The organism is Polynucleobacter sp. IMCC 29146 (genome assembly GCF_021395195.1).
Lineage (GTDB): Bacteria > Pseudomonadota > Gammaproteobacteria > Burkholderiales > Burkholderiaceae > Polynucleobacter.
This window is the reverse complement of sequence record NZ_JAJVCR010000004.1, coordinates 19,533-44,690: the sequence shown is the minus strand read 5'-3', so window position 1 is coordinate 44,690 and position 25,158 is coordinate 19,533. Positions and strand designations below refer to the sequence as shown.

29 protein-coding genes are annotated in these 25,158 nt (G+C 45.5%); 17 read left to right on the top strand and 12 right to left on the bottom strand.

What is annotated here, in order from left to right; all coding sequences use genetic code 11:
• Positions 1 to 5: 5 nt before the first annotated feature.
• Together LZT22_RS05855 and LZT22_RS05850 are read right to left on the bottom strand one after the other, a co-directional pair.
• Positions 6 to 947 carry a 3-hydroxyacyl-CoA dehydrogenase family protein gene (locus tag LZT22_RS05855; protein ID WP_233924137.1) on the bottom strand — a complete coding sequence of 314 codons (942 nt, stop codon included), beginning with the start codon at positions 945 to 947 and terminating at the stop codon, positions 6 to 8.
• Between the two features lie 4 nt (positions 948 to 951).
• Entirely contained in the window at positions 952 to 2,730 is a 1,779-nt protein-coding gene (locus LZT22_RS05850) for an IlvD/Edd family dehydratase (protein WP_255700918.1), read from the bottom strand.
• A gap of 91 nt (positions 2,731 to 2,821) precedes the next feature.
• On the opposite strand from LZT22_RS05850, the gene LZT22_RS05845 reads away from it, so the two are divergent.
• The 4 genes from LZT22_RS05845 to LZT22_RS05830 are packed head-to-tail and all read left to right on the top strand — an operon-like array spanning position 2,822 to position 7,723.
• Complete coding sequence (locus LZT22_RS05845; protein ID WP_233924136.1) at positions 2,822 to 3,775, top strand: 2-hydroxyacid dehydrogenase; 954 nt, start codon at positions 2,822 to 2,824, stop codon at positions 3,773 to 3,775.
• A complete protein-coding gene (locus tag LZT22_RS05840; protein ID WP_233924135.1) occupies positions 3,772 to 4,692 on the top strand; it encodes a dihydrodipicolinate synthase family protein in 921 nt (306 codons plus the stop codon). The genes LZT22_RS05845 and LZT22_RS05840 overlap by 4 nt, the downstream gene beginning before the upstream one ends.
• A 36-nt stretch (positions 4,693 to 4,728) precedes the next feature.
• On the top strand, positions 4,729 to 5,679 hold the full coding sequence (locus tag LZT22_RS05835) for a TAXI family TRAP transporter solute-binding subunit (protein WP_233924134.1): 951 nt from the start codon (positions 4,729 to 4,731) through the stop codon (positions 5,677 to 5,679).
• 28 nt (positions 5,680 to 5,707) lie between these two features.
• Positions 5,708 to 7,723, top strand: coding sequence for a TRAP transporter fused permease subunit (locus tag LZT22_RS05830; protein WP_233924133.1), 2,016 nt, complete (start codon positions 5,708 to 5,710; stop codon positions 7,721 to 7,723).
• Here LZT22_RS05830 and LZT22_RS05825 read toward each other — a convergent pair.
• Together LZT22_RS05825 and LZT22_RS05820 are read right to left on the bottom strand one after the other, a co-directional pair.
• Positions 7,720 to 8,853 carry a mandelate racemase/muconate lactonizing enzyme family protein gene (locus tag LZT22_RS05825; protein ID WP_233924132.1) on the bottom strand — a complete coding sequence of 378 codons (1,134 nt, stop codon included), beginning with the start codon at positions 8,851 to 8,853 and terminating at the stop codon, positions 7,720 to 7,722. The two genes, LZT22_RS05830 and LZT22_RS05825, sit on opposite strands and share 4 nt — an antisense overlap.
• A 52-nt stretch (positions 8,854 to 8,905) precedes the next feature.
• Positions 8,906 to 9,154 (bottom strand): hypothetical protein, encoded by a 249-nt coding sequence (locus tag LZT22_RS05820; RefSeq protein WP_233924131.1) that lies wholly within the window; start codon positions 9,152 to 9,154, stop codon positions 8,906 to 8,908.
• 130 nt (positions 9,155 to 9,284) lie between these two features.
• Between LZT22_RS05820 and LZT22_RS05815 the strand changes: the two genes are divergently transcribed.
• The 10 genes from LZT22_RS05815 to ccmI all read left to right on the top strand — a co-directional run bounded on the left by LZT22_RS05815 (position 9,285) and on the right by ccmI (position 17,376).
• Positions 9,285 to 10,772 carry a M23 family metallopeptidase gene (locus tag LZT22_RS05815; RefSeq protein ID WP_233924130.1) on the top strand — a complete coding sequence of 496 codons (1,488 nt, stop codon included), beginning with the start codon at positions 9,285 to 9,287 and terminating at the stop codon, positions 10,770 to 10,772.
• 11 nt (positions 10,773 to 10,783) lie between these two features.
• Positions 10,784 to 11,437, top strand: coding sequence for a cytochrome c biogenesis heme-transporting ATPase CcmA (gene ccmA, locus LZT22_RS05810; protein ID WP_233924129.1), 654 nt, complete (start codon positions 10,784 to 10,786; stop codon positions 11,435 to 11,437).
• Positions 11,434 to 12,120 carry a heme exporter protein CcmB gene (gene ccmB, locus LZT22_RS05805; RefSeq protein ID WP_233924128.1) on the top strand — a complete coding sequence of 229 codons (687 nt, stop codon included), beginning with the start codon at positions 11,434 to 11,436 and terminating at the stop codon, positions 12,118 to 12,120. Before ccmA ends, ccmB begins: the two co-directional genes overlap by 4 nt.
• A gap of 72 nt (positions 12,121 to 12,192) precedes the next feature.
• Positions 12,193 to 12,933, top strand: coding sequence for a heme ABC transporter permease CcmC (ccmC, locus tag LZT22_RS05800; RefSeq protein ID WP_233924127.1), 741 nt, complete (start codon positions 12,193 to 12,195; stop codon positions 12,931 to 12,933).
• Positions 12,933 to 13,109, top strand: a complete 177-nt coding sequence (gene ccmD, locus LZT22_RS05795; protein ID WP_233924126.1) for a heme exporter protein CcmD — start codon at positions 12,933 to 12,935, stop codon at positions 13,107 to 13,109. The genes ccmC and ccmD overlap by 1 nt, the downstream gene beginning before the upstream one ends.
• Positions 13,093 to 13,569 (top strand): cytochrome c maturation protein CcmE, encoded by a 477-nt coding sequence (gene ccmE / locus LZT22_RS05790; RefSeq protein ID WP_233924125.1) that lies wholly within the window; start codon positions 13,093 to 13,095, stop codon positions 13,567 to 13,569. The genes ccmD and ccmE overlap by 17 nt, the downstream gene beginning before the upstream one ends.
• Positions 13,569 to 15,503, top strand: coding sequence for a heme lyase CcmF/NrfE family subunit (locus tag LZT22_RS05785; protein ID WP_233924124.1), 1,935 nt, complete (start codon positions 13,569 to 13,571; stop codon positions 15,501 to 15,503). The genes ccmE and LZT22_RS05785 overlap by 1 nt, the downstream gene beginning before the upstream one ends.
• Positions 15,504 to 15,513: 10 nt before the next feature.
• Complete coding sequence (locus LZT22_RS05780; RefSeq protein WP_233924123.1) at positions 15,514 to 16,038, top strand: DsbE family thiol:disulfide interchange protein; 525 nt, start codon at positions 15,514 to 15,516, stop codon at positions 16,036 to 16,038.
• The gene (locus LZT22_RS05775) at positions 16,031 to 16,534 is read left to right on the top strand and encodes a cytochrome c-type biogenesis protein (protein WP_233924122.1); all 504 of its coding nucleotides are present in this window, start codon (positions 16,031 to 16,033) and stop codon (positions 16,532 to 16,534) included. Before LZT22_RS05780 ends, LZT22_RS05775 begins: the two co-directional genes overlap by 8 nt.
• Positions 16,531 to 17,376, top strand: coding sequence for a c-type cytochrome biogenesis protein CcmI (gene ccmI, locus LZT22_RS05770; protein WP_233924121.1), 846 nt, complete (start codon positions 16,531 to 16,533; stop codon positions 17,374 to 17,376). Before LZT22_RS05775 ends, ccmI begins: the two co-directional genes overlap by 4 nt.
• An 11-nt stretch (positions 17,377 to 17,387) precedes the next feature.
• Here the strand turns inward: ccmI and LZT22_RS05765 are convergent, their stop codons facing one another.
• Complete coding sequence (locus LZT22_RS05765; protein WP_233924120.1) at positions 17,388 to 17,828, bottom strand: universal stress protein; 441 nt, start codon at positions 17,826 to 17,828, stop codon at positions 17,388 to 17,390.
• An 81-nt stretch (positions 17,829 to 17,909) separates the two neighbouring features.
• Here LZT22_RS05765 and LZT22_RS05760 point away from each other — a divergent pair, with 81 nt between their 5' ends.
• Both LZT22_RS05760 and LZT22_RS05755 read left to right on the top strand, forming a co-directional pair.
• Positions 17,910 to 18,311 (top strand): DUF2177 family protein, encoded by a 402-nt coding sequence (locus LZT22_RS05760; protein WP_233924119.1) that lies wholly within the window; start codon positions 17,910 to 17,912, stop codon positions 18,309 to 18,311.
• 8 nt (positions 18,312 to 18,319) lie between these two features.
• Entirely contained in the window at positions 18,320 to 19,963 is a 1,644-nt protein-coding gene (locus LZT22_RS05755) for a SulP family inorganic anion transporter (protein WP_233924118.1), read from the top strand.
• On the opposite strand, the gene LZT22_RS05750 is transcribed toward LZT22_RS05755, so the two are convergent.
• On the bottom strand, positions 19,937 to 20,656 hold the full coding sequence (locus tag LZT22_RS05750; RefSeq protein ID WP_233924117.1) for a sulfite exporter TauE/SafE family protein: 720 nt from the start codon (positions 20,654 to 20,656) through the stop codon (positions 19,937 to 19,939). The two genes, LZT22_RS05755 and LZT22_RS05750, sit on opposite strands and share 27 nt — an antisense overlap.
• A 50-nt stretch (positions 20,657 to 20,706) precedes the next feature.
• Here LZT22_RS05750 and LZT22_RS05745 point away from each other — a divergent pair, with 50 nt between their 5' ends.
• Complete coding sequence (locus tag LZT22_RS05745) at positions 20,707 to 21,447, top strand: helix-turn-helix domain-containing protein (protein ID WP_233924116.1); 741 nt, start codon at positions 20,707 to 20,709, stop codon at positions 21,445 to 21,447.
• Here the strand turns inward: LZT22_RS05745 and LZT22_RS05740 are convergent.
• From LZT22_RS05740 to ccoO, 6 genes are read right to left on the bottom strand one after another with little or no spacing between them, the layout of a single operon-like run.
• Complete coding sequence (locus LZT22_RS05740; protein ID WP_233924115.1) at positions 21,444 to 21,704, bottom strand: hypothetical protein; 261 nt, start codon at positions 21,702 to 21,704, stop codon at positions 21,444 to 21,446. The two genes, LZT22_RS05745 and LZT22_RS05740, sit on opposite strands and share 4 nt — an antisense overlap.
• Positions 21,701 to 21,889, bottom strand: coding sequence for a FixH family protein (locus LZT22_RS05735; RefSeq protein ID WP_233924114.1), 189 nt, complete (start codon positions 21,887 to 21,889; stop codon positions 21,701 to 21,703). The genes LZT22_RS05740 and LZT22_RS05735 overlap by 4 nt, the downstream gene beginning before the upstream one ends.
• A gap of 37 nt (positions 21,890 to 21,926) precedes the next feature.
• Positions 21,927 to 23,387: a cytochrome c oxidase accessory protein CcoG gene (gene ccoG, locus LZT22_RS05730; RefSeq protein WP_233924113.1), complete on the bottom strand. Its 1,461-nt coding sequence runs from the start codon at positions 23,385 to 23,387 to the stop codon at positions 21,927 to 21,929.
• A 2-nt stretch (positions 23,388 to 23,389) separates the two neighbouring features.
• A complete protein-coding gene (gene ccoP, locus LZT22_RS05725; RefSeq protein ID WP_233924112.1) occupies positions 23,390 to 24,313 on the bottom strand; it encodes a cytochrome-c oxidase, cbb3-type subunit III in 924 nt (307 codons plus the stop codon).
• Positions 24,314 to 24,315: 2 nt separating this feature from the next.
• On the bottom strand, positions 24,316 to 24,477 hold the full coding sequence (locus tag LZT22_RS05720) for a CcoQ/FixQ family Cbb3-type cytochrome c oxidase assembly chaperone (RefSeq protein ID WP_255696488.1): 162 nt from the start codon (positions 24,475 to 24,477) through the stop codon (positions 24,316 to 24,318).
• A 17-nt stretch (positions 24,478 to 24,494) separates the two neighbouring features.
• On the bottom strand, positions 24,495 to 25,148 hold the full coding sequence (ccoO, locus tag LZT22_RS05715; protein ID WP_233924111.1) for a cytochrome-c oxidase, cbb3-type subunit II: 654 nt from the start codon (positions 25,146 to 25,148) through the stop codon (positions 24,495 to 24,497).
• Positions 25,149 to 25,158 lie beyond the last annotated feature (10 nt).

Sequence of the window (25,158 nt, the reverse complement as noted above, 5' to 3'; positions counted from 1 at the left end):
ATAATTTATTTAATTTCAGGTAATTCTTTTTGAATTAATTGCAAGCTAGCCCTTAAAAGATTGTTATAGCGCTCTCGCTCTGCTCGAATCGTTTCTGGCGTCCATTGAAAAAACCCCTCACCGGTTTTCATGCCCAATTTGCCATGGGCTGCAGGCTCTGCTAAGCATTGCGCAATTTGTGGAGAATTGTTAAGCGATGGATAAATGCTCGCGCCTGCAGCGGCATGAATATCAAGGCCGGCATGATCACGCTGTAACACGGGGCCAGCAGCTAAATAACGAAAGCCAAAGCCAAAGCGCACCGCTTTATCAATATCCTCCAAACTTGCAATACCTTCATCCACCATCCAAAAGGCTTCGCGTGATAAAGCATGTTGCAGCCGGTTGGCTAAAAAACCAGGTAAATCTTTTTTTACCCTCACTGGCACCATGCCGCATGCCGTCATGAGGCGTGACAGGCTTTCGCCGACAAGAGGTGACGTTTTTGGACCATAAACAACTTCGACACAGGGCACCAAATGCGCTGGCATAAAAAAATGTAGTCCAATCATACGAGCTTGCGTTTTTAAATCTGTACAGATCGCGCTAATTGGAAAGCTTGAGCTATTGCTCGCTAAGACTGTTTCAGCTTTAGCGCGTTTTTCTAATTCAATAAATAAGGCTTGTTTAATATCTAAGCGCTCGGGAATACACTCAACGACTAAATCGACTTCAGACCAATCGACGTCATTCAACGAGCCTGCTGTCGTCAAAAGATGGATGCGCTGCTCGTAGCCCAACTCGATCATTTGATTAGCAAAGTAAGTAGGTAAAGCTGCACGGCGTTCGGTGGTGAGTTCACATACTTGCGTAGCACAGCCACCGCGGGCAAATACGGTTGCCACATCAGCGCCCATCGTGCCGCCGCCAATAATTAATACTTTAGTTTCAGCTGGAGTAAATAACATCACACTATTCCTTAATTAGGGGTGCAGAACGAGTTGCTACAGGCACCATAAAATCAAAATCACAGCCCACATCGGCTTGTGTAACAGTCGTTTGGTAAAGCCGACGATAACCTGTCGCTGGAATCTCTAAGCGTGCTTCAGGGGCGCCTAACTCGGCTAAACGTTGCTTAATTTCTGCCTCATCGACTAACAGTGTGATGCTGCGCTTAGGTACATCTAATTCAATCATGTCACCGTTACGTACCGCTGCAAGTGGTCCATTTTCAGCAGCCTCTGGAGTAATATGCAAAACGATCGTGCCAAAGGCAGTACCACTCATCCGTGCATCGGAAAGACGCACCATATCTTTCACTCCAGCTTGGGCTAATTTTTTGGGGATAGGTAAATATCCCGCCTCGGGCATTCCTGGGGCGCCTTTTGGACCCGCATTTTGTAACACTAAAATATCTTCCGCTCGTACATCTAAATCATCGCGATCAATACGCGAAGCTAAATCTTCTAAAGAGGTGAATACCACAGCGCGACCGCGATGCTGCAATAAAGCAGGGGTCGCAGCCGAGTGTTTAATGACGGCTCCGCGCGGGGCTAAATTGCCTTTTAAGACCGCTAAACCTCCGACAGGGAAGATCGGCTCGGCAGCGATCCGAATCACCTTTTTATGACGCGCCATACTTTTATTATTTTGTGCTGATTCTATTTCTTCGCCTAGGGTGCGACCACTAATCGTCAGGCAATCTAAATAGAGATGGGGTTTTAATTCTTGCAAGATCGCCATCAAGCCACCATCTTCGTACAAATGTTCCATGTAATGGCTACCACTCGGTTTTAAATCAACCAGAACTGGCACATGACGACCTAAACGGTCAATCGCCTCTAAGTCAATCTGTATTCCTAGGCGTGCGGCAATGGCAGTGAAGTGAATCAAGGCATTGGTCGAACCACCAATCGCATGCAATACGGTAAATGCATTCGTAAAAGCCTGTGGAGTCAAAATGGCCTGACTAGAAAATGTACTAGGATCAGGTAATTGCGCCAGCTCGACTGCACGCCGACCAGTGAACTCGGCAAGACGAAAGCGTTCAGCCATCACTGCGGGTACTGCTGCCGTTCCCGCTAAACTCATGCCGGCAGCCTCAGTCATGCAGGCAATCGTGCTAGCCGTTCCCATGACCATGCAGGTGCCCGTCGTCGGGGCTAATTTTTCATTCACTGCATCAATTTCAGTCTGATCGATTTCATGCGCACGAAACTTTGCCCAGTAACGCCGACAATCCGTACAAGCCCCCAAACGATCGCCTTGATAAGTGGTGGTTAGCATGGGTCCTGTGGGGATCACAATAACTGGCACTGATACGCTAGCTGCAGCCATTAATTGCGCTGGAATCGTTTTATCGCAGCCCCCAATTAACACCACTGCATCAACGGGCTGTGCACGGATCATTTCTTCCGTATCTAAAGCCATCAAATTACGTAAGTACATACTGGTTGGGAAGGCAAAAGACTCATGAATCGAAATAGTAGGAAAAACCAGCGGCATGCCGCCAGCTTGCATCACACCACGCTTGGCAGCCTCAATCATTTGGGGCACATTGCCGTGACAGGGGTTAAAGTCGCTGAAGGTATTCGTAATGCCAATAATTGGGCGGTCGAGGGCACTATCGCTATAACCCATCGCCTTAATAAAGGCTTTGCGTAAAAATAGTGAAAATCCCGCATCGCCATAGCGTGTCAGCCCCTTAAGCATGCCGCGGGAGGTAGTCTTGGCTGGATCGGAATTGCTCAATGGTTTGCCCCAAAAGTGGTTAATGAATCAGGGTAGCAGGATTAAGAAAACACTTACAATGTGCCATTATTTCAAAAAAACATAAAGAGACATGATTCCCGTCAATTCGGTGCTCCAAGTCGGCCCATTTTCAGGCCCCATGCAAGCGGAAATCGATCGCCGGATCGGTCATGGTAACTATGGTAAGTTACTTAATCCGCTCGATAAACCGCCCCTTGGTGTATTTAAGGCGATCCTCACCCGCTCGCCTACTATTCTTCCCATTAGCCTTTTAGAACAATTGCCAAAATTAGAAATTATCGCCAATTGTGGGGTTGGTTACGATAATTTGCCGCTAGATTACTTGCAGCAAAAACACATTATTGCTAGCAATACACCTGGGGTTCTTAATGATGCAGTCTGCGAATTGGCAGTGGGTTTGCTGTTGGCATTAATGCGCCAAATACCCGCTGCAGAACAGTATTTACGTGCCGGCACTTGGAGTAACGGGCCCTACACCTTAACTAGCAGTTTGGCTGGCAAGCGGGTGGGTATCGTCGGCCTTGGCCGTATTGCCCTCGATTTGGTTGAGCGTCTCAAGCCATTTAAAGTCCATTTGAGTTATTGCGGTCCGAATCAAAAAAATGTGCCCTACACCTACTATAGCGATATCGTCAGCTTAGCTGCCAATAGTGATATTTTGATCATGCTGTGCCCCGCTGGGCCAAGCACCGCAAAAATCGCGAATGCGGCGGTGTTTAAGGCCCTCGGACCCACCGCTTATTTTATTAATATTGCCCGTGGCAGTGTGCTAGATGAAGCCGCGCTCTTACACGCACTAGAAAATAAGCTGATTGCTGGAGCCGCCTTAGATGTATTCGAAAATGAGCCCACTCCTAATCCTGAATTTTTTAAATATAGCAATGTTGTACTCACGCCGCATATGGCTAGCGGTACGAATGAAACCCGCATTGCCATGACAAACTTAACCCTCGATAATCTCGACGCTTTTTTTCAACAGCAGCCCCTTCTTACCCCAATACCATTTGATCTGGAGACCTTATGAAAACGATTGCCTCTTCCCTGCCAACTATTCTTTCGCCGGTGTTAACTCCATTTAACGCAGATGGCAGTCCCAATTCCAAAGTCTTATTAAAACAATGTCAATGGTTATCAAAAAATGGCGTTGGGCATGCCGTTTTTGGTACTAATTCCGAAGCAAATTCCATGTCGGCCACCCAAAAATTGCGGGTACTTGATGATTTATTGGCGGGCGGGCTCGATCCAAGCCAAATGATGCCAGGTACCGGTGCTTGCTCCGTCGATGATGCTGTCACCATGACTAAAGCTGCAGTCAAGGCTAAATGTGCCGGCGTTTTAATGTTGCCGCCCTTTTACTATAAAGATGTTTCAGACGATGGATTGTTTGCTTACTTTGCTGAAGTGATTGAAAAAGTTGGTGATAGCGCTTTACAAATTTATGTTTACAACATCCCGCCTGTGAGCAAAATTGGTTTGAGCTTAGATTTGCTCGAACGCTTAGTCGAGGCCTTTCCAAAAACCGTAGTCGGCATTAAAGACAGTTCGGGCGACTGGGATTACACTGAATCGGTGATTAAAGTATTAGCTCCTACTGGCTTTCGCGTCTATGCGGGCAGCGAAATATTTTTACTGCGTACCATGCGCGCTGGCGGAGTGGGCTGTATTTCTGCTACAGCTAATATCAACCCAAAAGCCATTGCCGATTTAGGCGCCCACTGGGAAGATGCTTATGCTGATGAAAGTCAGGCGGCTTTAGACAAGGTGCGCGCAGTGTTTATGCAATATCCCCCAATGGCCGCCATGAAAGCAGTGGTTGCCCACTTCAGTAAAGATCCAGGTTGGTTACGTATGCGCCCACCTCTCGTCACCTTGCCAGTTGAGCAGCAGAAAAAATTAATTGCTGAATTAGCAGCCATTAATTTCACCATGCCTGGACTGTGATTTCCCCACGTTTATTTTCCTCTTTGGAGACACTTTATGAAACTTTCTAAATTAATTGTCGTACTTGCTACATTGTGTTTTTCTAGCGCCCAAGCAGAAAATTTATCAATTGCCACTGGCGGCACTGGGGGGGTGTATTACCCCATGGGCGGCGGGCTTGCAGCGGTGCTTTCTAAATATATTCCCAATATGTCGGCTACTGCTGAGGTCACTGGTGGCTCGGTTGACAATTTGAATTTGATTGGCACAGGTAAACCGTATGTTGGATTTTCAATGGCCGACGCGGCCAAAGACGCACAAATGGGTGAAGGTAAATTTGCTAATAAAAAAGTTGACTTACGTACGCTCTTAGTACTCTATCCCAATTTAATGCACGTGGTCACAGTTGAGTCAACTGGTATTAAAACCATGAAAGATTTAAAAGGTAAGCGAGTAAGCACTGGAGCCCCAGGTAGCGCTACTGAGATTATGGCCTTTCGTGAGCTCGAGGCAGCTGGGCTGGATAAAGATAAAGATGTGAAACGCGAACGCCTCAGTGTTGCTGAATCCGTCAACGCAATCAAAGACCGGAAAATTGATGCCTTCTTTTGGGTTGGCGGTCTGCCAACTGCAGCAGTTACTGATTTAGCCAATAGTCCTGGCATGAAAATCGTCATGATTGATAATGCAGATGAAGTCGCTGCGATGAATAAAAAGTATGGCAACCTCTATTTTCCTACCGTCATTCCAAAAACCATTTATAGCGGCATGGCCAAAGATAACAAAGTGGCAGCGGTGGCCAATATTTTGGTTGTCAACGCTAATATGTCAGATGCAGAAGCCTACCAAATTGTCAAAACCATTTTTGATCATAAACTCGATTTAGTGCGGACCCATCAGGAATACATTAACGTCACTTTAGAAAATCAAAAAACCAAATCTACGCCAGTAGCCTACCATCCTGGTGCTTTAAAGTACTTCAAAGAAAAGAAATTAAATTTGAATTAATCACCCGCTTCATTTAATTAGGTCAATCATGGAACAAGTGCCCATTGATAACATCACTCAAGCCAAACTTGAGTCATTTATCAAACAAGAAGAAGGTGATGCAAATGATTACCGTGGGTGGTTAGCAACCTTTATTACTTTGGCGGCAGTTGGCATGTCGCTATTTCACCTCTACGCGGCCTATGCCATCGTGCCTACCCAAGTACTGCGCACGGTGCATGTGGGTATTGTGTTGTTTTTGGTATTCCTCAGCTTTCCGTTTTTAAATCGCTTTAAAAATCGTTTGATGTGGTGGGATGTGCTGTTAGCCGTTGGCTCAATTGTGATTGCCTATTACATCTTAAGTAGTGGCGATGAGTTTGCTGATCGTAATACAGCCCCTAATCCCACGGATGTAATGTATGGCATTGCACTAATTTTAATGATTCTAGAGGCTGTGCGTCGCACCAATGGCTTAGTCTTAGTCGCGGTTACGGTCTGTTTTTTACTTTATGCCCTTTTTGGCAATCATTTACCTGCACCTTGGACACACAAAGGTTACGACCTAGATCGCCTCGTAGGCTATATGTACATGACGCTTGAAGGTATTTATGGCACAGCTGTAGATGTTTCGGCAACCTTAATTATTCTCTTCACTATTTTTGGGGCTTTTTTACAGTTCACTGGTGCGGGTAAATTTTTTATCGATTTTTCATTCGCTGCTATGGGTGGTAAATCGTCGGGTGTGGGGCGCACCATCGTCTTATCGTCATTTTTACTTGGCGGCCCATCAGGCTCTGGAGTTGCAACAACTGTTACCGTTGGCTCAGTGGCAGCGCCAATGCTCGAAAAAGTGGGTTATGAACGCAATGCAGCTGGCGGTCTTTTGGCTGCAGGCGGGCTGGGAGCCATTATCTCGCCGCCGGTATTGGGGGCGGCAGCATTTTTGATTGCTGACTTCTTAAAAATTTCTTATCTCGATGTACTGCTAATGGCTAGTATTCCTACGGTTTTATTTTATCTTGGTCTTTTTGTCATGGTTGAAATTGATGTACGTAAATACGGCATGAAAGATATTCATTTTGAAACAGCTGAAAGTGCCTGGTCTTTAGCCAAAAAATACTGGTATCACTTCTTTTCCTTGATTTCTATTGTGGTCTTCATGATGTATGGTTTTTCTCCCATCATGTCGGTCTTCTGGGCTACAGTGGTATCAGCTGCGTCAAGCATGCTGCGGCGAGATACCGCAATTATTCCGTATGCCTGGTTTACCGGTAAATTGCCCTTCCTATCAGGACTGTATCAATCTAACTTAATTAAAGCCCTAGCCGCTGGCTCTACTGGCGTTCTAGCCATTGCGGTGACCTGCGCTGGCGCGGGCTTAATTGTTGGCACAGTCACCCTGACTGGCTTAGGTCTTAAATTTAGTACCATCGTTATTCAATATGCCGGTGGCTCTTTATTACTAACCACTATTTTTACGGCTCTGGTAGTTTGGGTGGTTGGTCTAGCTGTTCCAGTAACTGCTTCGTATATTATTTGCGCAGTTATTGCAGCCCCAGCACTAATTAATTTAGGTGTGCCGGCTTTTGCTGCCCACATGTTTATTTTTTATTACGCTGTACTTTCGGAAGTATCTCCACCTACCGCGCTCTCGCCTTTTGCAGCGGCGGCTATTTGTAAAGGTAATCCCTACAAAACCACCATGCAAACGTGGAAGTATGTTGCGCCAGCTATTTTGGTGCCCTTTATGTTTACTTTAGACAAGTCGGGCACTGCTTTACTGCTGATGGGGTCTATGGAGGCCTTAAGCAAAGCGAATTGGGCTGATATTGCTTGGGTCTCTTTTACCGCCGCAATTGGTGTTGTCTGTTTGGCCGGCGGCTTACAAGGCTGGTTTATTGAAAAGACTAAATGGCTCGAGCGCACTATTATGGTGATCTCGGGTGTGGCCTTAGCTTACCCATCAACTGAAGCAGATTTAATTGGCTTTATTGGCTTTGCGGTCGTTCTAGCAACCCAAGTTCTGCGACACTTCCGAATCCAGCGATCCCAGATTACTTAAGCGATGGTAGTCCACGCTAATTTACCTGCCAACTTTTTAATTTCCACTTCATTAAATTCAAAACCTAAACCAGGGCTTTGGTGCAAAATTAAATCGCCGTTAATGAAGCTTAATTGCTTATTGATAAGGCGCCGGAAATTAAGCACCTGATCGTCAGCAAAAAACTCGACAAACCGCGCATTTGGTGTAGCTGCTACTAGCGGTGCGTGTAAATCATGAAACCAGTGTGGACAAACGGTGATGCCTTTAGCATCGGCATAATTCGCAATGCGCCGCCATTCTGAAATGCCACCACAAACCGCTGCATCGCTTTGTAAAATGCCTGCACCACCCGCGTCAATGAGCTCACGAAAGCGCCAGCGGCCAGCCTCAATCTCTCCAGTGGCTACGGTAATCATGGTGCTACGGGCTAAAGCGGCATGCAAATCAATGGCATCAGGTGAAAAGGGTTCTTCAATCCAATATGGGTCATAAGCCTCAAACCGCCGTAGATAATCTAAAGCAGTAGGTAGGTCGCGCCAAGCATTATTGGCATCTAACATCAATAAAATATCGGGGCCAATTGCCTGACGAGCCGCCTTCACTCGCGCCTCTTCCTCGCGTGGCGAGAGGCGACCTACTTTCATTTTGACCGCTTTAAAACCTAACTTAAGATAGGACTCCATTTCTTTACCTAATTTGGCTGGAGTCTTGCCTGCCAAATAGTAACCGCCACTAGCATAGGCGGGCACCCGATCATTGACCACTGCCCCTAAGTAGAGATGCAAAGGTAAGCTAGCGGAACGGGCATTCAGATCCCAAAGGGCATTATCTAAAATAGAAATGCCACGCATCACCGAACCTGTACGACCCTGTAATACTGATTCGTTATACATGTCTAACCACAACCCTTCACTTCGGTGGCTTTCTTGACCTAGTAATTTGGGGGCCAGTAATTGCACTACGGCAATCTTGGCAATCTCACCAGCGGCGCTACCAACATAACAAAAACCGATACCCTCAAGCCCCTCTTTACTACGCACTTTTACCAAACAATAATGGCGCTCAGAAACCGTACGGGTTGAGAATGAAGTCACTTGATCTAAAGGAACAGCAATGACAGCAACTTGAACCGATTCAATAATAGGCATGGGGCTCTCTTAAAAAAACTTATTGTAGCCATATTTAAAACGCGAATTGGGCTTAATGGCTCGCCGCATCCTTGCTACATTTAAGCACATGACTATGCCGTACTGCACCAGTTAATTTTTTTTCATTGGCGCTCGCCTCGCAAGCCGCTTTAATATCTTTTTCACATTTTTTTAAAAAGCTCGATTTAGCCGCGCCGGTTAATTTTTTTTCAGTTGCACTAGCGGCACACGTTTTAGCTAATCCACTTGGTAGATAACTGCTAGCGGCAATCAGTACTACTAAACCGAGGTACTTGCGCATTTAACATCCTTTTTGCAACGAGGGTACTAGGTAGAACTATGTAGGTAATTATGCCTACTATAGCTATCTAAAATGTTGCAGCACAGCAAAAATAACTAGCCCAAGTCTAACAATATTAGATAATCTAGCGGTGATTGCACTTCTCCATACCCTGCGCGTTTTTAGACTCAAGGCCTTACTGCTTGTTTTATGTGGATTGATGGGGGCTGCGCTCGCTCAAACCCCAGCTTCCAACAAACCCTCAGTTGCGTCTAATGAAGGTAACCCTAATCAAAAAAGGGCTCCTATTGTTGTTAAAGAAAGAAAGCCCACTATTAACTCAAGTAATACAGCGAAAGCGAATAAGGGCGTTAACCCTCAAACTGGCGGCATTCAAGATCGCTCTAAAACGGGTCTAGAAGTACGCAAGCTGAATAGTGCTTTAGTGGATTCAAATGCCCAAGATGATGTGCTCATTACTGGCGCCGGGAATTTAGATTACCGGGTAGAACGTGGCTGTGCCCGCCGTAACTTTTTCGATGACCAACTACTAGAACAAATTGGGGTTGAAAATAAACTGTTCAATGCTTTTTTTGCAACCCAGGCTAATGCTTTTTTTGCCCGCGTACGGGGAAATTGCATTCCCTATGCTTTAGCACTTGGGAAGCGAAATCGCTTCGAGTCCTTAAGTCTTTTAACGGGTAATGAACGTGACTCTAAAACAGAAATTTGGACTTTTACACCCTCAGCATTTGATGGTTTTTTATTACAACAAGAGCCTTTAGTGAATGAATTGGGGCGCTTAACTGAAATTGAAATCCCATTAAAGGCGGTTCTCTATGACCCAAATCAAGTTGAAAATAAATTACCAATTGAATTAGTCTGGGAATTAAACACTGTGGTGAAACAAATTTATACCGAAGAAAATAACATCACAGAACAAACTAATAACATCGTCCGCGTGATCGTAGATTATGGCGATCGCGAGCAATGGGCGCAAATTTGGGCGGTGGAAATTATTGCCCCAAGCACAAAAGAGGTTTTGGCTAGTGCTTTTTGGCTCAATCGCAACGAGCTCCCCGGAGGCTTTTACACCCCTAATGGTGAATCGATAGAACGAACCATGTGGACTAATCCCCTCAGTTATCGGCGCATCTCGCGTGGAGTGGGAATGGTTCCTGCAGGGCGGAAAAAAGTGCCTGCCGTAACTAGTAAAAATAATACTGTACAAGCGCCACCTACTAACTCGAGGTATCGAGCGCATATGGGCATTGATTACTCTGCCCCTATTGGTACGCCCGTCTTTAGCGTGGCTACTGGCAAGGTTGTAGCGCGCGGCTATAACGGGGCTTTTGGTAATCTGATTATCTTAGAACACCCAGGCGGATATCGAACGTATTACGCCCACCTCAGCAACTTCAATGCGGAATTAGATGTAGGTAACGAAGTTCGGCGCGGTTTTGAAATTGGCTATGTCGGCAATACAGGTCGCTCAACTGGCCCCCACTTGCATTTTGAATTACGCAAAGATGGGGTTTACCTCAATCCATACAATCCTAAGTTACAACTCGACTTATGGACCATGTTAAATAGTGATAGCGGACAATTCACTAAATTACTATTACTTTTTGGCAGTTAATTATTTTCCTTATGCCAACTAGCCCTATATCTACTTATCTCGATCAATCATTACTGCTGGAGAACCTCGCTGGTACGCGGGGGGGTAAAGTACTTTTTTCTGAGTTAACCCAGTTAATTAAACCAGGTCAGCTACTACATATTGTGGGTAAAAATGGTTCAGGTAAATCCAGTTTGCTCCGTATCTTATGTGGGCTGCTTAGCCCCAGTAGCGGGCAAGTAAAATGGTCAGGGCAGGCAATTCGTACTGATGCCGAACAATTTAATGCGCAATTGATTTATCTTGGTCATGTGCCAGCACTGAAGGGTGATCTTACCGCCGCTGAAAATCTGCTGAGCGCTGCACTCTGTCGCCAAGATGCCTTGTCAATTTCTGAGATAGACGATGTTCTTAGGAAAGTGGGATTATTAGCCCTCCGGAATACAATGGTTCGCACCTTATCTCAAGGGCAAAAACAGCGAATCGCCTTAGCGCAACTTCAACTTCAGCCGCGTAAACAATTTTGGCTATTAGACGAGCCTTTTAATGCGCTTGATCGTGATGCCAGTGACGCTTTACAACAATATATTCAGCAACATCTTCAGTTGGGTGGAATAGTGGCTCTGAGTAGTCATCAAGAAATTCTGCTTCAGCAGCCCAATGCACTAGTACGTATTGAATTATGACCAATATCTTCAGTCTCTTTACTGCCATGGCCGCGCTGATTCAACGCGACTTAAGCTTAGTCTGGCGACGGAAAAATGATAGCCTTGCAACCCTATTTTTCTTTGCTGTTGTCGCTAGTTTATTCCCCCTGGGGGTGGGACCAGAGCCCAAATTACTACAGCAAATTGCCTCTGGAATGTTATGGATTGCAGCCTTACTTGCAGCGATGCTTTCTTTAAATCGTCTCTTTGCTGATGATTTCCAAGATGGCACGCTTGATCTGCTCCTCTTGGGTACGATTCCTCTGCCATTAGCAGTGCTAGCAAAAATGATTGCGCATTGGATTAGTTCAGGGCTCTTGCTGAGTTTTGCTGCAGTACTGCTGGCCTTACAATTTAACCTCTCGGCTGAAAGTGTGTTGATTCTTTTTCTCTCACTGCTATTAGGTACTCCTATCTTTAGCCTGATTGGCGCCATCGGTGCGGCCCTAACCTTAGGTACCCGGGGGGGTGGTGTTCTGTTATCTCTCTTAGTCTTGCCGCTTTTAATCCCAATCTTAATTTTTGGTGCAGGGGCAGTTGAGGCACATCAATCTGGGCTACCCGTGGCGGGTCATTTTTATTTATTAGGGGCCCTTTTTGTGCTTAGCCTATTTTTTGCCCCTTTAGCTGCTGCCCTGAGCTTGCGTATTGCAGTGGAATAAACGGATCGAATAATCGTTCTAAAATTCCCTATACCATTCAATCCATTTCAATTTTATAGAAAGCACTTCCTTTTGCCCCTCAGAAATATCAACTGGTTCAAGTATTCAGCACCCCAACCCTTTTATGGCTTGGCTGGCAAATTGATCCCTTGGTTTGCGGCAGGCGCATTATTTCTTGGGCTTGCTGGACTTTATGTTGGGCTCTTAGTTGCCCCCACGGATGCCCAACAGGGAGACGCCTACCGCATTATTTTTGTCCATGTACCCGCCGCTTGGATGTCGATGTTCATTTATCTCCTCGTTGCTTTCTGGGCGGCTATTGGCTTAATTTTTAATGCTCGCTTAGCTAGCATGCTGGCTTTATCATTGGCACCCACTGGTGCCCTCATGACTTTTATTGCTTTGTTTACTGGTGCGCTTTGGGGTAAGCCCACTTGGGGCGCTTGGTGGGTTTGGGATGCGCGCTTAACTTCTGAGTTGATCTTATTATTTTTATATTTTGGCTTCTTATCACTTCATGCCGCAATTGATGACCCGCGGCGAGCTGATCGCAGTGCAGCGGTATTAGCTTTAGTTGGCGTGATTAACGTGCCTATTATTTATTTTTCGGTGAAGTGGTGGAATACCTTGCACCAAGGCGCGACCATTAGTATGACAAAAGCACCGTCGATGGCAAGTCAAATGCTGCTTGGCATGCTGCTCATGGCGGGCTCATTTTGGCTTTATGCCATTGCTACTAGCTTTTATCGCTGCCGCACACTGGTATTAGAACGTGAAGAGCATACTGCTTGGGTCATGAAAGAGGCGCAATAATGTACTGGACTAATGTTAGTGAATTTTTCGCGATGGGAGGCTATGGCGCCTATGTCTGGTGGTCATTTGGCGTCACCTTCATGCTCTTTATTGGGGAATGGATTGGCCTGATTCGCAGCAGAAAAGCAACTTGCGAAAAATTAGGCAAAATAAGGGGCTATGAAACCCCGCACTAAACGTCTACTGGCAATTGTTATTGGCCTCATTAGCCTTGCCGTTGCCGCCTTTTTGGTTTTTAAAACCTTTCAAAGTAATTTGGTCTTCTTTTTTAGCCCAAGCCAAATTGTCGCGCAAGAGGCGCCCATCGATAAAGCCTTTCGCCTTGGTGGCTTAGTTAAGGCAGGTAGCTTACAACGTGACCCTGCCGGACTCAAGGTTAATTTTATTGTCACCGACTTAGTTAATGAAACCCCAGTATCTTATGAGGGAATGTTGCCAGACCTCTTTAAGGAAGGTAAGGGTGTGGTAGCCCAAGGACGCCTAAATAATCAAGGCATGTTTATCGCCGATCAAGTACTCGCGAAGCACGATGAAAACTATATGCCCCCTGAAGCAGCAGAAGCCTTGAAAAAAGCCCAAAGCCATCAAACTCAAGCTGCGCCAACCTTGAGCGCACCCGCAGGAAGTGCCCGCTAATGATCCCTGAATTAGGTCAGCTGGCGCTCATTCTAGCTTTAATAACAGCACTCATATTAGGCGTCTTACCGCTCATTGGAGCGCAAACCAACCGCCCCTCTCTTACTCTCGTCGGCAGACCGGCCGCGATCGCTTTATTTATTTGGGTAGCGATGGCTTTTATTTGCCTAATGATTGCCTTTATTCAAAATGATTTTTCTGTTTTATATGTGGCGCAAAATTCGAATTCACTGCTGCCCACAATTTATCGTATTGGTGCAGTGTGGGGTGGCCATGAGGGCTCCATTTTATTGTGGGCTTTAATGCTCGCTGGTTGGACTTTAGCAGTCGCAGTTTTTTCCAAGCACCTGCCCCAAAAAATGGTTGCCCGAATTTTGGCTGTCTTAGGTTTACTCAGCGTAGGTGTGTTGCTATTTACATTATTAACTTCTAACCCGTTCATGCGCCTTTTACCAGCAGCCATGGAAGGAAAAGACCTTAACCCACTGTTGCAAGATCCTGGCATGATTGCGCATCCTCCTTTTTTGTATATGGGGTATGTGGGTTCCTCAGTCGCTTTTGCCTTTGCTATCGCTGCACTTTTATCAGGGCGTCTTGATGCTGCATGGGCGCGCTGGTCACGACCATGGGTTACATCAGCATGGTGTTTCTTGACCATTGGCATTGCCTTAGGCAGTGCTTGGGCCTATTACGAATTAGGTTGGGGTGGCTGGTGGTTTTGGGACCCAGTAGAAAATGCTTCTTTCATGCCGTGGTTAGTGGGTACGGCACTCATTCACTCGTTAGCGGTGACTGAAAAAAGGGGTGGGTTCAAAATGTGGACTGCGCTCTTAGCCATTATTGCTTTCTCTTTATCCTTATTGGGCACTTTTTTAGTCCGCTCAGGTGTACTTACCTCAGTGCATGCTTTTGCCACCGACCCTAAACGCGGTATTTTTATTCTTGGCTTTCTGGCAGTCGTCATTGGCGGTTCTTTACTTCTCTTCGCTTGGCGCGCCCCCAAAGCTAACATCGGCGGCTCATTTGCCACGGTTTCGCGTGAAAGTATGTTGCTAGCAAATAATGTTTTATTTTTAGTAGCAGCCGGCGCAGTATTGCTCGGCACCTTATACCCAATGATTCTGGATGCACTGAACTTAGGCAAAATTTCGGTGGGGGTACCCTATTTTGAAGCCGTGTTCTTGCCCTTGATGACCCCCGCACTCTTTCTCATCGGCATTGGGCCCATGACTCGTTGGCGGCAATCGGCTCCCCTTGATATTGCTGAAAAACTCAAATGGGCCGCGGCAGTAAGTGCACTCACTGCAGTCATTGCACCTTTCATTTTGCGTGGCTGGACACCACTGATTGGTTTTGGATTATTTTTAGCAGCTTGGATTATCACCACCAGTACGGTACAACTTATTGAGCGTGCGCGTAGTACTGCTGAACGAAGCTGGTGGCAAAATTTACTAGCACAGCCAGCCAGCTTTTATGGCATGGTCATGGCGCACCTTGGAGTGGCTTTTTTTATCATCGGCGTCACTGGCGTGCGGGGCTTTGAAAGTGAACAAGATTTACGCATGACCGTGGGTAGCAGCGCCCAACTCGGCGGCTATGACTTTGAATTGCGCGCCTTAAATCCGCTTCAAGGACCAAACTATCAAGCCATGCAAGGTCAATTTGTCGTCACACAAAATGGCCAAGTTATTACCATGATGGCGCCAGAAAAACGTCTCTATGATTCCAGTCAAATGCCAATGACCGAGGCGGCTATTAGCGTTGGCTTGAGTCGTGATCTCTATATTTCACTTGGCGAGCAACTCAACGAGCGCGACTGGAGTGTGCGCATTCATATTAAGCCGTTTGTTGATTGGATTTGGGGTGGGTGTTTTGTGATGGCCTTAGGCGGTTTACTGGCTATTACCGATCGCCGCTATCGCAAACGGTCTTGACCCCTAAATCATGAAGCGATTTCTAATCCCTCTAGCAATTTTTGTCCTACTCTTAGGATTTTTAGGTTTGGGTTTACAACTTCATCCCCGCGAAGTACCCTCACCCTTAATTGATAAGCCAGCTCCAAACTTTACTTTAGGTGTTTTAGGTAATGAAACACTCCGCTTTTCCCCGCCACAAATGCGTGGTCAAGTCTGGCTGCTCAATGTCTGGGCATCTTGGTGCGTAGCTTGTCGAGAAGAGCATGATTTATTAATGACGATTAGCCAACAAAAATTAGTGCCGATGATTGGCCTAGATTACAAAGACAAAGTAGCTGATGCCGAGTTGTGGCTTAAAGAGCGTGGGAATCCATATGTCCTCTCAATTTCGGATAGCCAAGGCCAAGTGGGAATTGATTATGGTGTGTATGGCGTGCCCGAAACATTTGTCATCGATCGAAATGGCGTTATTCGCTATAAACAGATTGGCCCCTTAACACCACAAATATTCCAAGACAAAATTTTGCCACTGATTCGGAAATTAAATGCGTAAAGTGATTTCAGTCGCACTCTTGATTTATGCTTGGCAAGTTAGTTGTTTAGCACAAGCGCCAAGTGCTGCACAACCCCTCAGCACTAATCCTGCTCTCGAAGCGCAAGTGAATATCATTGCCAATGAGTTACGCTGCTTAGTTTGTCAAAATCAAACGATTGCCGATTCGCATGCCGACTTAGCAGTTGATCTCAAAAATCAAATCCGCACCCAGTTAACCCAAGGCCGAACCCAAACAGAAATTCTTGACTATATGGTGCAGCGCTATGGTGATTTTGTACTCTACAAGCCGCCATTAAAAGCCAGTACTTGGTTTTTATGGCTCGGGCCTTTTGCTATTTTATTACTAGCGTTTTTCTTTTTGTGGCGGCAAATTCAGGTGCGCAAAAAATTACTTGGTGAACAGCAATTTTCTGCGGCAGACCTCGCTAGAGCAAAAGCATTACTCAATAATGGTACGCAAAATAATCTAGCTCAGCCTAAGGATCAAGCATGACTTGGTTATTTTTTGCTATTGCACTAGGAATGGTAACGCTGGCAATTCTTGTATTGGTTTTGCCCTTTAGAAAACCGGCCACTTTTAACGCGGGCGATCAAGCTGATAATCTGGCTATTTTGCGCGATCAATTGCAACAGTTGACCATTGATTTTAGCAATGGACGTATCGATCGCGATCAACTTGAGCTGGCCCAAACTGATATTGCCAAACGTGTGCTCCTCGAAGAGCGAGCCATAGCGGCAGACTTACCAAGCCCGGCGACAAAAAAAATAAAGGTGCTGATACCGGTCTTGCTCATTAGTATTGGCTTACCTATTCTCGCTTTAAGCCTTTATTTAATTGTAGGCAGCCCTTTCGCCATAGACGCTCCGCAGCGTACGACCCAAAATATTCCGAGCCAACAAGATATTGAAGGAATGGTTGAGCGTCTGGCCGAAAAATTGAAGTCTGAGCCCAATAATGCCCAAGGCTGGCAAATGCTAGCCCGCTCTTATCTAGCTTTGCAGCGCCTGCCAGAAGCTGTACAAGCTTATAGTAAGGCGGTAGCGTTAGCTCCCAATGATGCGCAGCTCTTAATTGATTACGCTGACTTACTTGCCTTTCAAAATCGCAGCACCAAGGGCGAGCCGCTGCAATTAATTCAGAAAGCGTTAGTCCTTGATCCAAAAAACTTGAAAGTGCTTGCTTTAGCTGGTACAGCCTATTTTGAAGTAGGGGATTTTGCTAAAGCTGAAAAATACTGGCAACAAGCTTATGCACTCGCACCACCAGAAAGTGATTTTGCTAAAGGCATGGCAGAAAATATAACGGCGGCAAAAAATGCCGCCGCTAAAAAATAAAGCGCGCTAAATTAGCTTAAAACTAACACTGGCAAGCTTGCATGAACGATCACCTCCTGAGCTTCACTGCCAAGCAACATACCCTTAATGCCGGTGCGCTTATGAGATGCCATGACGACGACATCCGCCTTGGCTTTCTTGGCCGCGTCTAATATGCCTTCAGCTAAATTGGGATGATACAAATGCAATGTACTCGCTTTAAGCCCTATTCCTAATATTGGTAGGGCTTTTTTAAAGAGCGCTTTAGCATAGGCATCGCAGGCTTTTTTATGCTCTTTCTGCGTAAAACCATAGCCTAAGGTGCTATCCCCATAAACCATCGGCGGGGTTGGATCAGATACATAGGCTAAAACAACCTTAGCATCATCGGCCTTAGCTAAAGCAGCGACCTTTTTCAGGGCCTTTTTAGTCAGCTCAGAGCCGTCAATCGGAACCAATAATTGCTTAAACATACACACTCCCCTTTGAGTAACAAGTCTACATCTATGATAATGCTCTTATTAACTAATCAACAGCTAAAAAGGTGAACTGAATTGCTCAAGTATTTAATCACGTATTTTGCGGTTTTTATCACTCTTTTGGCCCTTGATCTCACTTGGTTGCTCGGCATTGCCAAAAACCTCTACCAGTCCCAAATGGGGGGGCTCATGTCACCAGACCCGAAACTAGGGGCGGGGCTCGCCTTTTACGTCCTTTACGCTCTAGGCGTTTGTATTTTTGTTGTGGGGCCAGCCCTTTCTAAAGAATCATGGCTTTATGCCTTAGGTATGGGCGCCCTTTTCGGCTTCTTTTGCTATATGACCTACGATTTAACCAATTTAGCAGTGGTGCGCGATTTTCCTACGCAATTGGCTTTTATTGATATTGCATGGGGTTGTACTGTAACCGCGATTACCTCTACCTTTGCTTATTGGGTAGTCAATAAATTGGCTTAATTTACTAAATGCACTATCGCCCGCAATTATTACAATCATTTGCTGGCTATAACTTTAGGCTTTTTACCCAAGATATTTTGGCTGGTATTACGGTTGGGGTTGTTGCCCTCCCCTTAGCAATGGCGTTTGCAATTGCCAGCGGCCTCAAACCAGAGCTTGGTATTTACACCGCCATTATTGGTGGTGGTTTGATCTCGCTATTTGGCGGTAGTCGAGTGCAGATTGGCGGACCAGCCGGCGCTTTCATCGTCATCGTCTATGGCATCGTTGATCGCTACGGTATTGCTAACCTCCTTATCGCCACCTTTATGTCTGGCATCTTCTTGTTTGCCATGGGATTCTTCCGCTTAGGTACCTTGGTACGCTTTATCCCCATCGCTGTCATCGTCGGCTTTACAAATGGGATTGCCCTGTTAATTGCCCTGTCGCAAATAAATAATTTCTTCGGCCTGACTATTGAGAAAATGCCAGCGCAATTTTTCGGCATGATGAGCGCAATTTTTAGCGCCTTAAATACCTTCAATCCCATTACCCTAAGTGTCTCAGTTGCGAGTCTGGGTCTGCTTATTGCTTGGCGCTTCTTGCATCATCATTTCGGTTGGTTTAGGCATTTACCAGGTCCCGTTGTAGTGATGGTAAGCGCAACTTGGGCAGTCAGTTTTTTTAATTTATCCACCGCGACGATTGGCAGTCGCTTTGGCGGAATCCCAGCGAGCCTACCGCAATTTGATTTGATCGCAGTGAATTGGGATAGCGCTCAATTAATGATTGCACCAGCAATCACTTTAGCGCTATTAGGAGCAATTGAATCACTGCTATGTGCTCGAGTTGCTGACGGCTTAATTCATCAACGTCATGATTCAAATCAAGAATTAATGGCCCAGGGCATGGCTAACTGTGTCGTACCATTTTTTGGCGGGATGCCAGCTACTGGAACTATTGCCCGAACCGTTACCAATATACAAAGCGGCGGCACGACACCCCTAGCTGGCCTGATCCATGCCTTAACTTTATTACTCATTATTTTATTTGCCGCCCCTTTAGCACAAAATATTCCGCTCGGTTGTTTGGCGGCTATCTTGATGTATGTAGCATGGAATATGGGCGAATGGCGTAAGTTAATTTACCTTAAGCAATTTCGCCTACCCTACCGTATCACTTTGCTAAGCGTTTTTATCCTCACGGTAGTAGTTGATTTAACGGTTGCTCTTGAAGTAGGTTTGCTTTGTGCGCTCCTAACTTTTGTTTACCGCGTGTCAAACCTCTCGCGCTCTGAGGCGGTGAATTTAGAGGAACACCCTGAACTCAAGCCATTGACAGGTGAAGTCGCCGCTTACCGCATGTATGGCGCACTTTTCTTTGGCGCAGTTAAGCTCATTGAACGACTTGAAACTAAACTACCAAAAAAAATATTAATCCTTGATCTAAAAAATATTATTTATATCGATAGCTCAGGCATGGATGCCCTTCTCGAGCTTTATCGCCACTGCCAACAGGCAGGGGTACACTTCATTCTCTGTGGGCTGAATAACCAACCTCATGATATTGCTCAGCGGATGGATTTATTTAAGCTGATGCCGGCAGAATATTTTTATCCCGATCTAGCGCAGGGCATTCACTTTGCATTAAGTAAAACAAAAGCCACCTTTTAAGAGCGCTTCGGGTAGCGTCCAAGCACGATAAAAACCAAATATACCGCTCACAATTAACAGACTGGCCGCAAAGATTCGTACCCAAGGATAGTGACTAAATTGCACTAAGGCAGCTGAAAACCGAGTGATTAGTAATAAATTGGGTAAAGTACCCAAGCCAAAAGCTAACATGAATGCTGCCCCAGTCAGGGGTGAACCCGATAAAAAAGCTAAGGGCAAAATACTATAGACCAAACCACATGGCACTAAGCCCCACAACATGCCACTAAACCAGCGGGCTGGCGTACTTGCCTGGCGCCCTAAATAGTGGGCCCAATAGCGAGCCAAATGATTCCCAAACCAAAGACCGGCAAGCCCAACCTTGGCTTTTTCTCGATAAAGCAGCCGTAGCCCAAGAAAAATCAAAATACTGGAAGCAAGTGCAAATAAAGGCCGCTGCAAGGGGATGAAATTTTGTTGCCATAACGCCGCCCCAATACCTCCTGCCAGGGCTCCTAAGAGCACATAAGTTGTCATGCGCCCGAAATGCATAATGAGCTGTTGTTGCCATAAACGCTGGATTGACGTCTTTAGTAACGGTTTTTCAGCGCCGCTCTCAATACCGGCGGCAATCCCCCCACACATCAAGGCACAATGCCAGCCGCTGAGTAAAGAACCCAGAAAAATCGCTAATAATAGGCTAGTGGTTAACACGAGGTTTTAAGTTGGTTCGGCATAGGGTCTATCGTAATAGAATAGGGGGAATGAAAGAGCTTAAAAATAAATGCTCGACCTGCGTGCTTGGGCAGTTTTGTTTGCCGGTAGGGCTTTCTCCCGCTGATATTGGGCGAGTAGACTCCTTGGTAGATAAACGCCTTCACCTTAAAAAAGGGGATTCTCTCTATCGGCATGGCGACCCCTTAAGCGCGGTTTACAGCCTCCGTTTTGGTTCATTAAAAACCGAACATACCCTGCCCGATGGTCGTTTACAAATAATTGGCTTTCACTTGCCAGGCGAAATGCTTGGACTTGATGGCATTGGTGAAAGCCAGTATCAATTAAATGCCATTGCCCTTGAAGAAAGTGAAGCTTGTGTTATCGATTTTCATGAACTCGAAGGCCTTGCCCACCAAATTCCCAATTTACAACAGCAGTTCCACCGTATTATGAGCCGCGAATTAACCCAAGATCAGCGGCACCTTTTATCGCTTGGCAGCTTAAGAGCCGAGGAACGATTAGCCGGGTTTTTAATTAATTTTTCAGTGCGCCTGGCAGCCCGCGGTTATCTCAATAATGAATTTACCTTACGCATGAGTCGTGAAGAAATCGGCAGTTACCTGGGTATTAAATTTGAAACGGTTAGTCGTATGTTTTCTCGTTTTGCTGAATCTGGCCTCATTCAATTACAACAAAGACATGTGAAATTAATTGATATGGATGGCCTCTATGAGTTGGCTGGTCAACCTAATCCCCTCCATTTAAACACCATCAAAACGCCCTGCTAAATAAGACCTGAATCTTGCTCAGAGCTGCCATGAGCATCTTTGCTTGGCAAAATATAAATACTGAGGGCGCTCGATAAAGCGCAAAAACCCCAGATTAGAAAAAACCCAAGCGAATAAATACCCTCATCGGAGAGGGTTAAGTGGTGCCCAAAGAAAATTAAATCTTCGGGCCGAATAAAACTAAAGAGCAAACCCTCAGCTAAACCCGCAACCAAAAAAGCTGGCCACAGTATCCAGATCAGTATGCGGAATTTCATTTTGCAACCTGCTCAACTTTGAAGCCTTGTTTAACCACTCCATCCCGGATAGGTGCATCAGGATACAGACTAAAGGCCAACCAAATCGTAATCGAGCATCCAACTACTGCAATAGTTGGCAGGCTAATTAAAAACCAGGGCCAACTTTGTTTCCACCAGGGCGTTATGGCTATTTCGTTTGTCATCATCTTTCCTCTCAATATTATGATTTCGATAAAATTTTTAATGGGGAATAATAAAAATTGATTTTTCATCCCGCTGCCGTAGTACACGTTTTGCATCATCCTCTATCTCATACGCGTTGACTGCAAAATGAATGGGGTAATTTCCTGCTTCAATTTTTCCTAATTTTGAACTCACTTTAATTGGCATGAGTAAATTACTTGAGGGCTCTACTTTAATTTCAGTTATTTCTTTATTTTGAGAGTTTAAAATTTTTAGCTCTTCTAGACCATTTACCTTTAAATTAACTGTCATCGGATGCTCCGATGAATTCATAATCTGCATGCGATAAATATTTTCAATTCGCTCACCATCAACTTCACGAGCTAATGCACCGCGATCACGCATGACATCTACCCGCAGTGGATTTCGAGTAAAGAGAGAAAACAAAAAAGCGGCCGATAAAGCAGCAATAAAAAGGGTATAGAAAATAACGCGGGGCCGTAAAATATGTCGTATGGCACTTTGATTGGTTTCATGATCAAGCATTGCTCGCTCAGTGGTGTAGCGGATTAAACCCTTTGGGTATTGCATCTTTTCCATCACTAAGTCGCAGGCGTCGATACAGGCACCACATCCAATACACATATATTGCAAGCCATCGCGAATATCGATGCCAGTTGGACATACCTGCACACAAATACTGCAATCTACGCAGTCTCCTAAGCCCTCGGCTACGACATCAGTAGTTTTATGTCGGCTACCTCTGGGTTCGCCACGTAATTTATCGTAGGTCACCACAAAAGTATCTTTATCGACCATTACACTTTGAAAGCGCGCATAAGGGCACATGTATTTGCAGACTTGCTCGCGCATAAAGCCTGCATTTCCCCAAGTTGCAAAGCTGTAAAAGAACAACCAAAATGCTTGCCACGGACCTAAGGACAAGGTGAGAATGGCACCACTAAGCTCATGAATTGGGGTGAAATAACCAATAAAGGTGAAACCCGTCCAGAAGGCGATGATTAACCATAGGCTGTGCTTGACTACTTTTAAGCGCCACTTATGCAAACTCCATGGCCATTCCTCGCCATCCAACCGTATTCGCGCGAAGCGATCGCCCTCGACTTGACGCTCGATCCACATAAAAATTTCGGTATAGACGGTTTGTGGGCAAGCATAGCCACAAAACAAGCGTCCCGCAACGGCGGTAAAGAGGAATAGTGCTAAAGCCGAAAGAATCAGTAATAGGGTTAAGTAAATCACGTCTTGTGGCCATAACACTAAGCCAAAGATATAAAACTTACGTTGAATTAAATCAAATAGAACGGCTTGGCGACCATTCCAGCTCACCCACGGCAAACCATAAAAAAGAATTTGCGTGAGAAAAACAAAATAAATCCGCCACCGTGCAAACGTGCCTGATACTGATCTGGCGTAAATTTTTTGCCTGATTTCGTAAAGAGATTCTTCTACGATCTCAATCGGAATAGCCTTTCTAGGCGTTAATGGAGTGGACACTGCTACTTAGTTGAGGCTGGCTTGAGATTAGATAAGCCCCATACATAGGCAGTTAATAAATGAATTTTTTCAGGTGTTAAATTATTTTCCTGAGCTGGCATTAAGGCATTGCGACCCTTATTTATGGTTTCTTCAATAGTAGCCTGTGAGCTACCATATAACCAGGTTTTATCGGTTAAATTCGGTGCGCCTAGTAATTGATTGCCCTTTCCCTCAGCGCCATGACAAGCGACACAATTTTCAGCAAAAATTGGGGCGCCTAAATTGGCTTTGGCGGCATCTACTGTTAAACCAGAAAGACTACGTACGTAAATAGCGAGTTCTTGAATTTTTGCCGCACCCAAATGGGCGTAAGGTGGCATCACGCCTGCGCGCCCTTGCTTAATAGTCGTTTTAATTGCCTCTGGACTACCGCCATAAAGCCAATCACCATCGGTCAAATTTGGGAAACCCTTAGCACCCCCTGCATCAGAGCCATGGCATTGGGAGCAATAATTTAAAAATAAACGCTGACCAATATCATGCGCCTTTGGATCGGCAGCCACTTGAGCGATATCCATCGCCATGTATTTAGTATAGAGGGGTTGTACTTCTTTATTTGCCTCGATGACCGATTCTTGGTGTGAACTTACGGTGGTGTATCCCAACATACCAGGCATTGAACCCAGTCCTGGATATAGCACTAAATAAACTAAGCCAAAAATACATGACAATAAAAACATCCACATCCACCAACGTGGCAAAGGATTATTGAGTTCACGTAAATCACCATCCCACACGTGACCAGTATCGGCTACAGAGCCGTCAGCGTTGTACTTAACCTTAACCTTACGCTGAGAAAATAATAACCAGATACACCAAACAATGCCGATAATCGTGATCGAGGCAATATAAATACTCCAACCAGCACTTAAAAAATCACTCATGATTAGTCCTTGCGGTATTCGTCGGGAAGGTCGAACGGTAGTTCAGCAGATGCTTCATTCGCTTTTTTTCGTTTTGCGGAATAAGCCCACCAAACAATACCTAAAAAAAGTAGGATGCCGATGAGATTAGTGATCGCTGAAATATAGGGGAAAATCTGTTCCATGTTTATGTCTTTCCCGATCAATTATTGGCCGTTGTTTTAGTTAATGGAATCGCACGCCGATTAATACCCAGGCCCTGTAAATATGCAATCAAAGCGTCTTCTTCGGTTTTACCTGCCAAATCTTTGGGTGCATTCGCAATTTGCTCATCGGTATAAGGAACGCCTACTCGACGCAGTGCAATTAAGTGGGATTGAATTGAATCAGCATCTGCAGGGGCATTTTCTAGCCACGGATATGCTGGCATATTTGATTCGGGTACAACCGCCCGCGGATTGCGTAAATGAATACGATGCCAATCGTCAGAATAACGGCCGCCAACCCGAGCTAAATCAGGGCCAGTTCGTTTGCTCCCCCACAAGAACGGGTGATCGTATACCGATTCGCCCGCCAAGGAATAGGGGCCATAACGTTCAGTCTCAGAACGTAATAAGCGAATTTGCTGTGAATGGCAATTAGAGCAGCCCTCGCGCTGAAAAATATCTCGACCAGCTAAATTGAGTGGGGGGAAGGGTTTTATGCCTTCGCTAGGTGTAGTGGTGGAATGCTGAAAATACAAGGGCACAATCTGCACCAAGCCCGCTACAGCGACAGCCAAAATCGTGGCAACGATTAACCAACCGACATTACGCTCTAGCGTGGCGTGCGAAAAAAATGGGTGATGTTCAGACATTCTCGCCTCC

What these genes read in the sequence shown, in the direction of transcription:
- LZT22_RS05775 (WP_233924122.1), top strand. Translation starts at nt 16,031, where the DNA reads ATGCGTAAAGTGATTTCAGTCGCACTCTTGATTTATGCTTGGCAAGTT.
- LZT22_RS05720 (WP_255696488.1), bottom strand. Translation starts at nt 24,477, where the DNA reads ATGGAACAGATTTTCCCCTATATTTCAGCGATCACTAATCTCATCGGC.
- LZT22_RS05835 (WP_233924134.1), top strand. Translation starts at nt 4,729, where the DNA reads ATGAAACTTTCTAAATTAATTGTCGTACTTGCTACATTGTGTTTTTCT.
- LZT22_RS05855 (WP_233924137.1), bottom strand. Translation starts at nt 947, where the DNA reads ATGTTATTTACTCCAGCTGAAACTAAAGTATTAATTATTGGCGGCGGC.
- LZT22_RS05840 (WP_233924135.1), top strand. Translation starts at nt 3,772, where the DNA reads ATGAAAACGATTGCCTCTTCCCTGCCAACTATTCTTTCGCCGGTGTTA.
- LZT22_RS05765 (WP_233924120.1), bottom strand. Translation starts at nt 17,828, where the DNA reads ATGTTTAAGCAATTATTGGTTCCGATTGACGGCTCTGAGCTGACTAAA.
- LZT22_RS05785 (WP_233924124.1), top strand. Translation starts at nt 13,569, where the DNA reads ATGATCCCTGAATTAGGTCAGCTGGCGCTCATTCTAGCTTTAATAACA.
- LZT22_RS05735 (WP_233924114.1), bottom strand. Translation starts at nt 21,889, where the DNA reads ATGACAAACGAAATAGCCATAACGCCCTGGTGGAAACAAAGTTGGCCC.
- LZT22_RS05780 (WP_233924123.1), top strand. Translation starts at nt 15,514, where the DNA reads ATGAAGCGATTTCTAATCCCTCTAGCAATTTTTGTCCTACTCTTAGGA.
- ccmI (WP_233924121.1), top strand. Translation starts at nt 16,531, where the DNA reads ATGACTTGGTTATTTTTTGCTATTGCACTAGGAATGGTAACGCTGGCA.
- ccoO (WP_233924111.1), bottom strand. Translation starts at nt 25,148, where the DNA reads ATGTCTGAACATCACCCATTTTTTTCGCACGCCACGCTAGAGCGTAAT.
- LZT22_RS05820 (WP_233924131.1), bottom strand. Translation starts at nt 9,154, where the DNA reads ATGCGCAAGTACCTCGGTTTAGTAGTACTGATTGCCGCTAGCAGTTAT.
- ccmE (WP_233924125.1), top strand. Translation starts at nt 13,093, where the DNA reads ATGAAACCCCGCACTAAACGTCTACTGGCAATTGTTATTGGCCTCATT.
- LZT22_RS05830 (WP_233924133.1), top strand. Translation starts at nt 5,708, where the DNA reads ATGGAACAAGTGCCCATTGATAACATCACTCAAGCCAAACTTGAGTCA.
- LZT22_RS05825 (WP_233924132.1), bottom strand. Translation starts at nt 8,853, where the DNA reads ATGCCTATTATTGAATCGGTTCAAGTTGCTGTCATTGCTGTTCCTTTA.
- LZT22_RS05845 (WP_233924136.1), top strand. Translation starts at nt 2,822, where the DNA reads ATGATTCCCGTCAATTCGGTGCTCCAAGTCGGCCCATTTTCAGGCCCC.
- LZT22_RS05740 (WP_233924115.1), bottom strand. Translation starts at nt 21,704, where the DNA reads ATGAAATTCCGCATACTGATCTGGATACTGTGGCCAGCTTTTTTGGTT.
- ccmA (WP_233924129.1), top strand. Translation starts at nt 10,784, where the DNA reads ATGCCAACTAGCCCTATATCTACTTATCTCGATCAATCATTACTGCTG.
- LZT22_RS05745 (WP_233924116.1), top strand. Translation starts at nt 20,707, where the DNA reads ATGAAAGAGCTTAAAAATAAATGCTCGACCTGCGTGCTTGGGCAGTTT.
- ccmD (WP_233924126.1), top strand. Translation starts at nt 12,933, where the DNA reads ATGTACTGGACTAATGTTAGTGAATTTTTCGCGATGGGAGGCTATGGC.
- LZT22_RS05755 (WP_233924118.1), top strand. Translation starts at nt 18,320, where the DNA reads ATGCACTATCGCCCGCAATTATTACAATCATTTGCTGGCTATAACTTT.
- ccmB (WP_233924128.1), top strand. Translation starts at nt 11,434, where the DNA reads ATGACCAATATCTTCAGTCTCTTTACTGCCATGGCCGCGCTGATTCAA.
- ccoP (WP_233924112.1), bottom strand. Translation starts at nt 24,313, where the DNA reads ATGAGTGATTTTTTAAGTGCTGGTTGGAGTATTTATATTGCCTCGATC.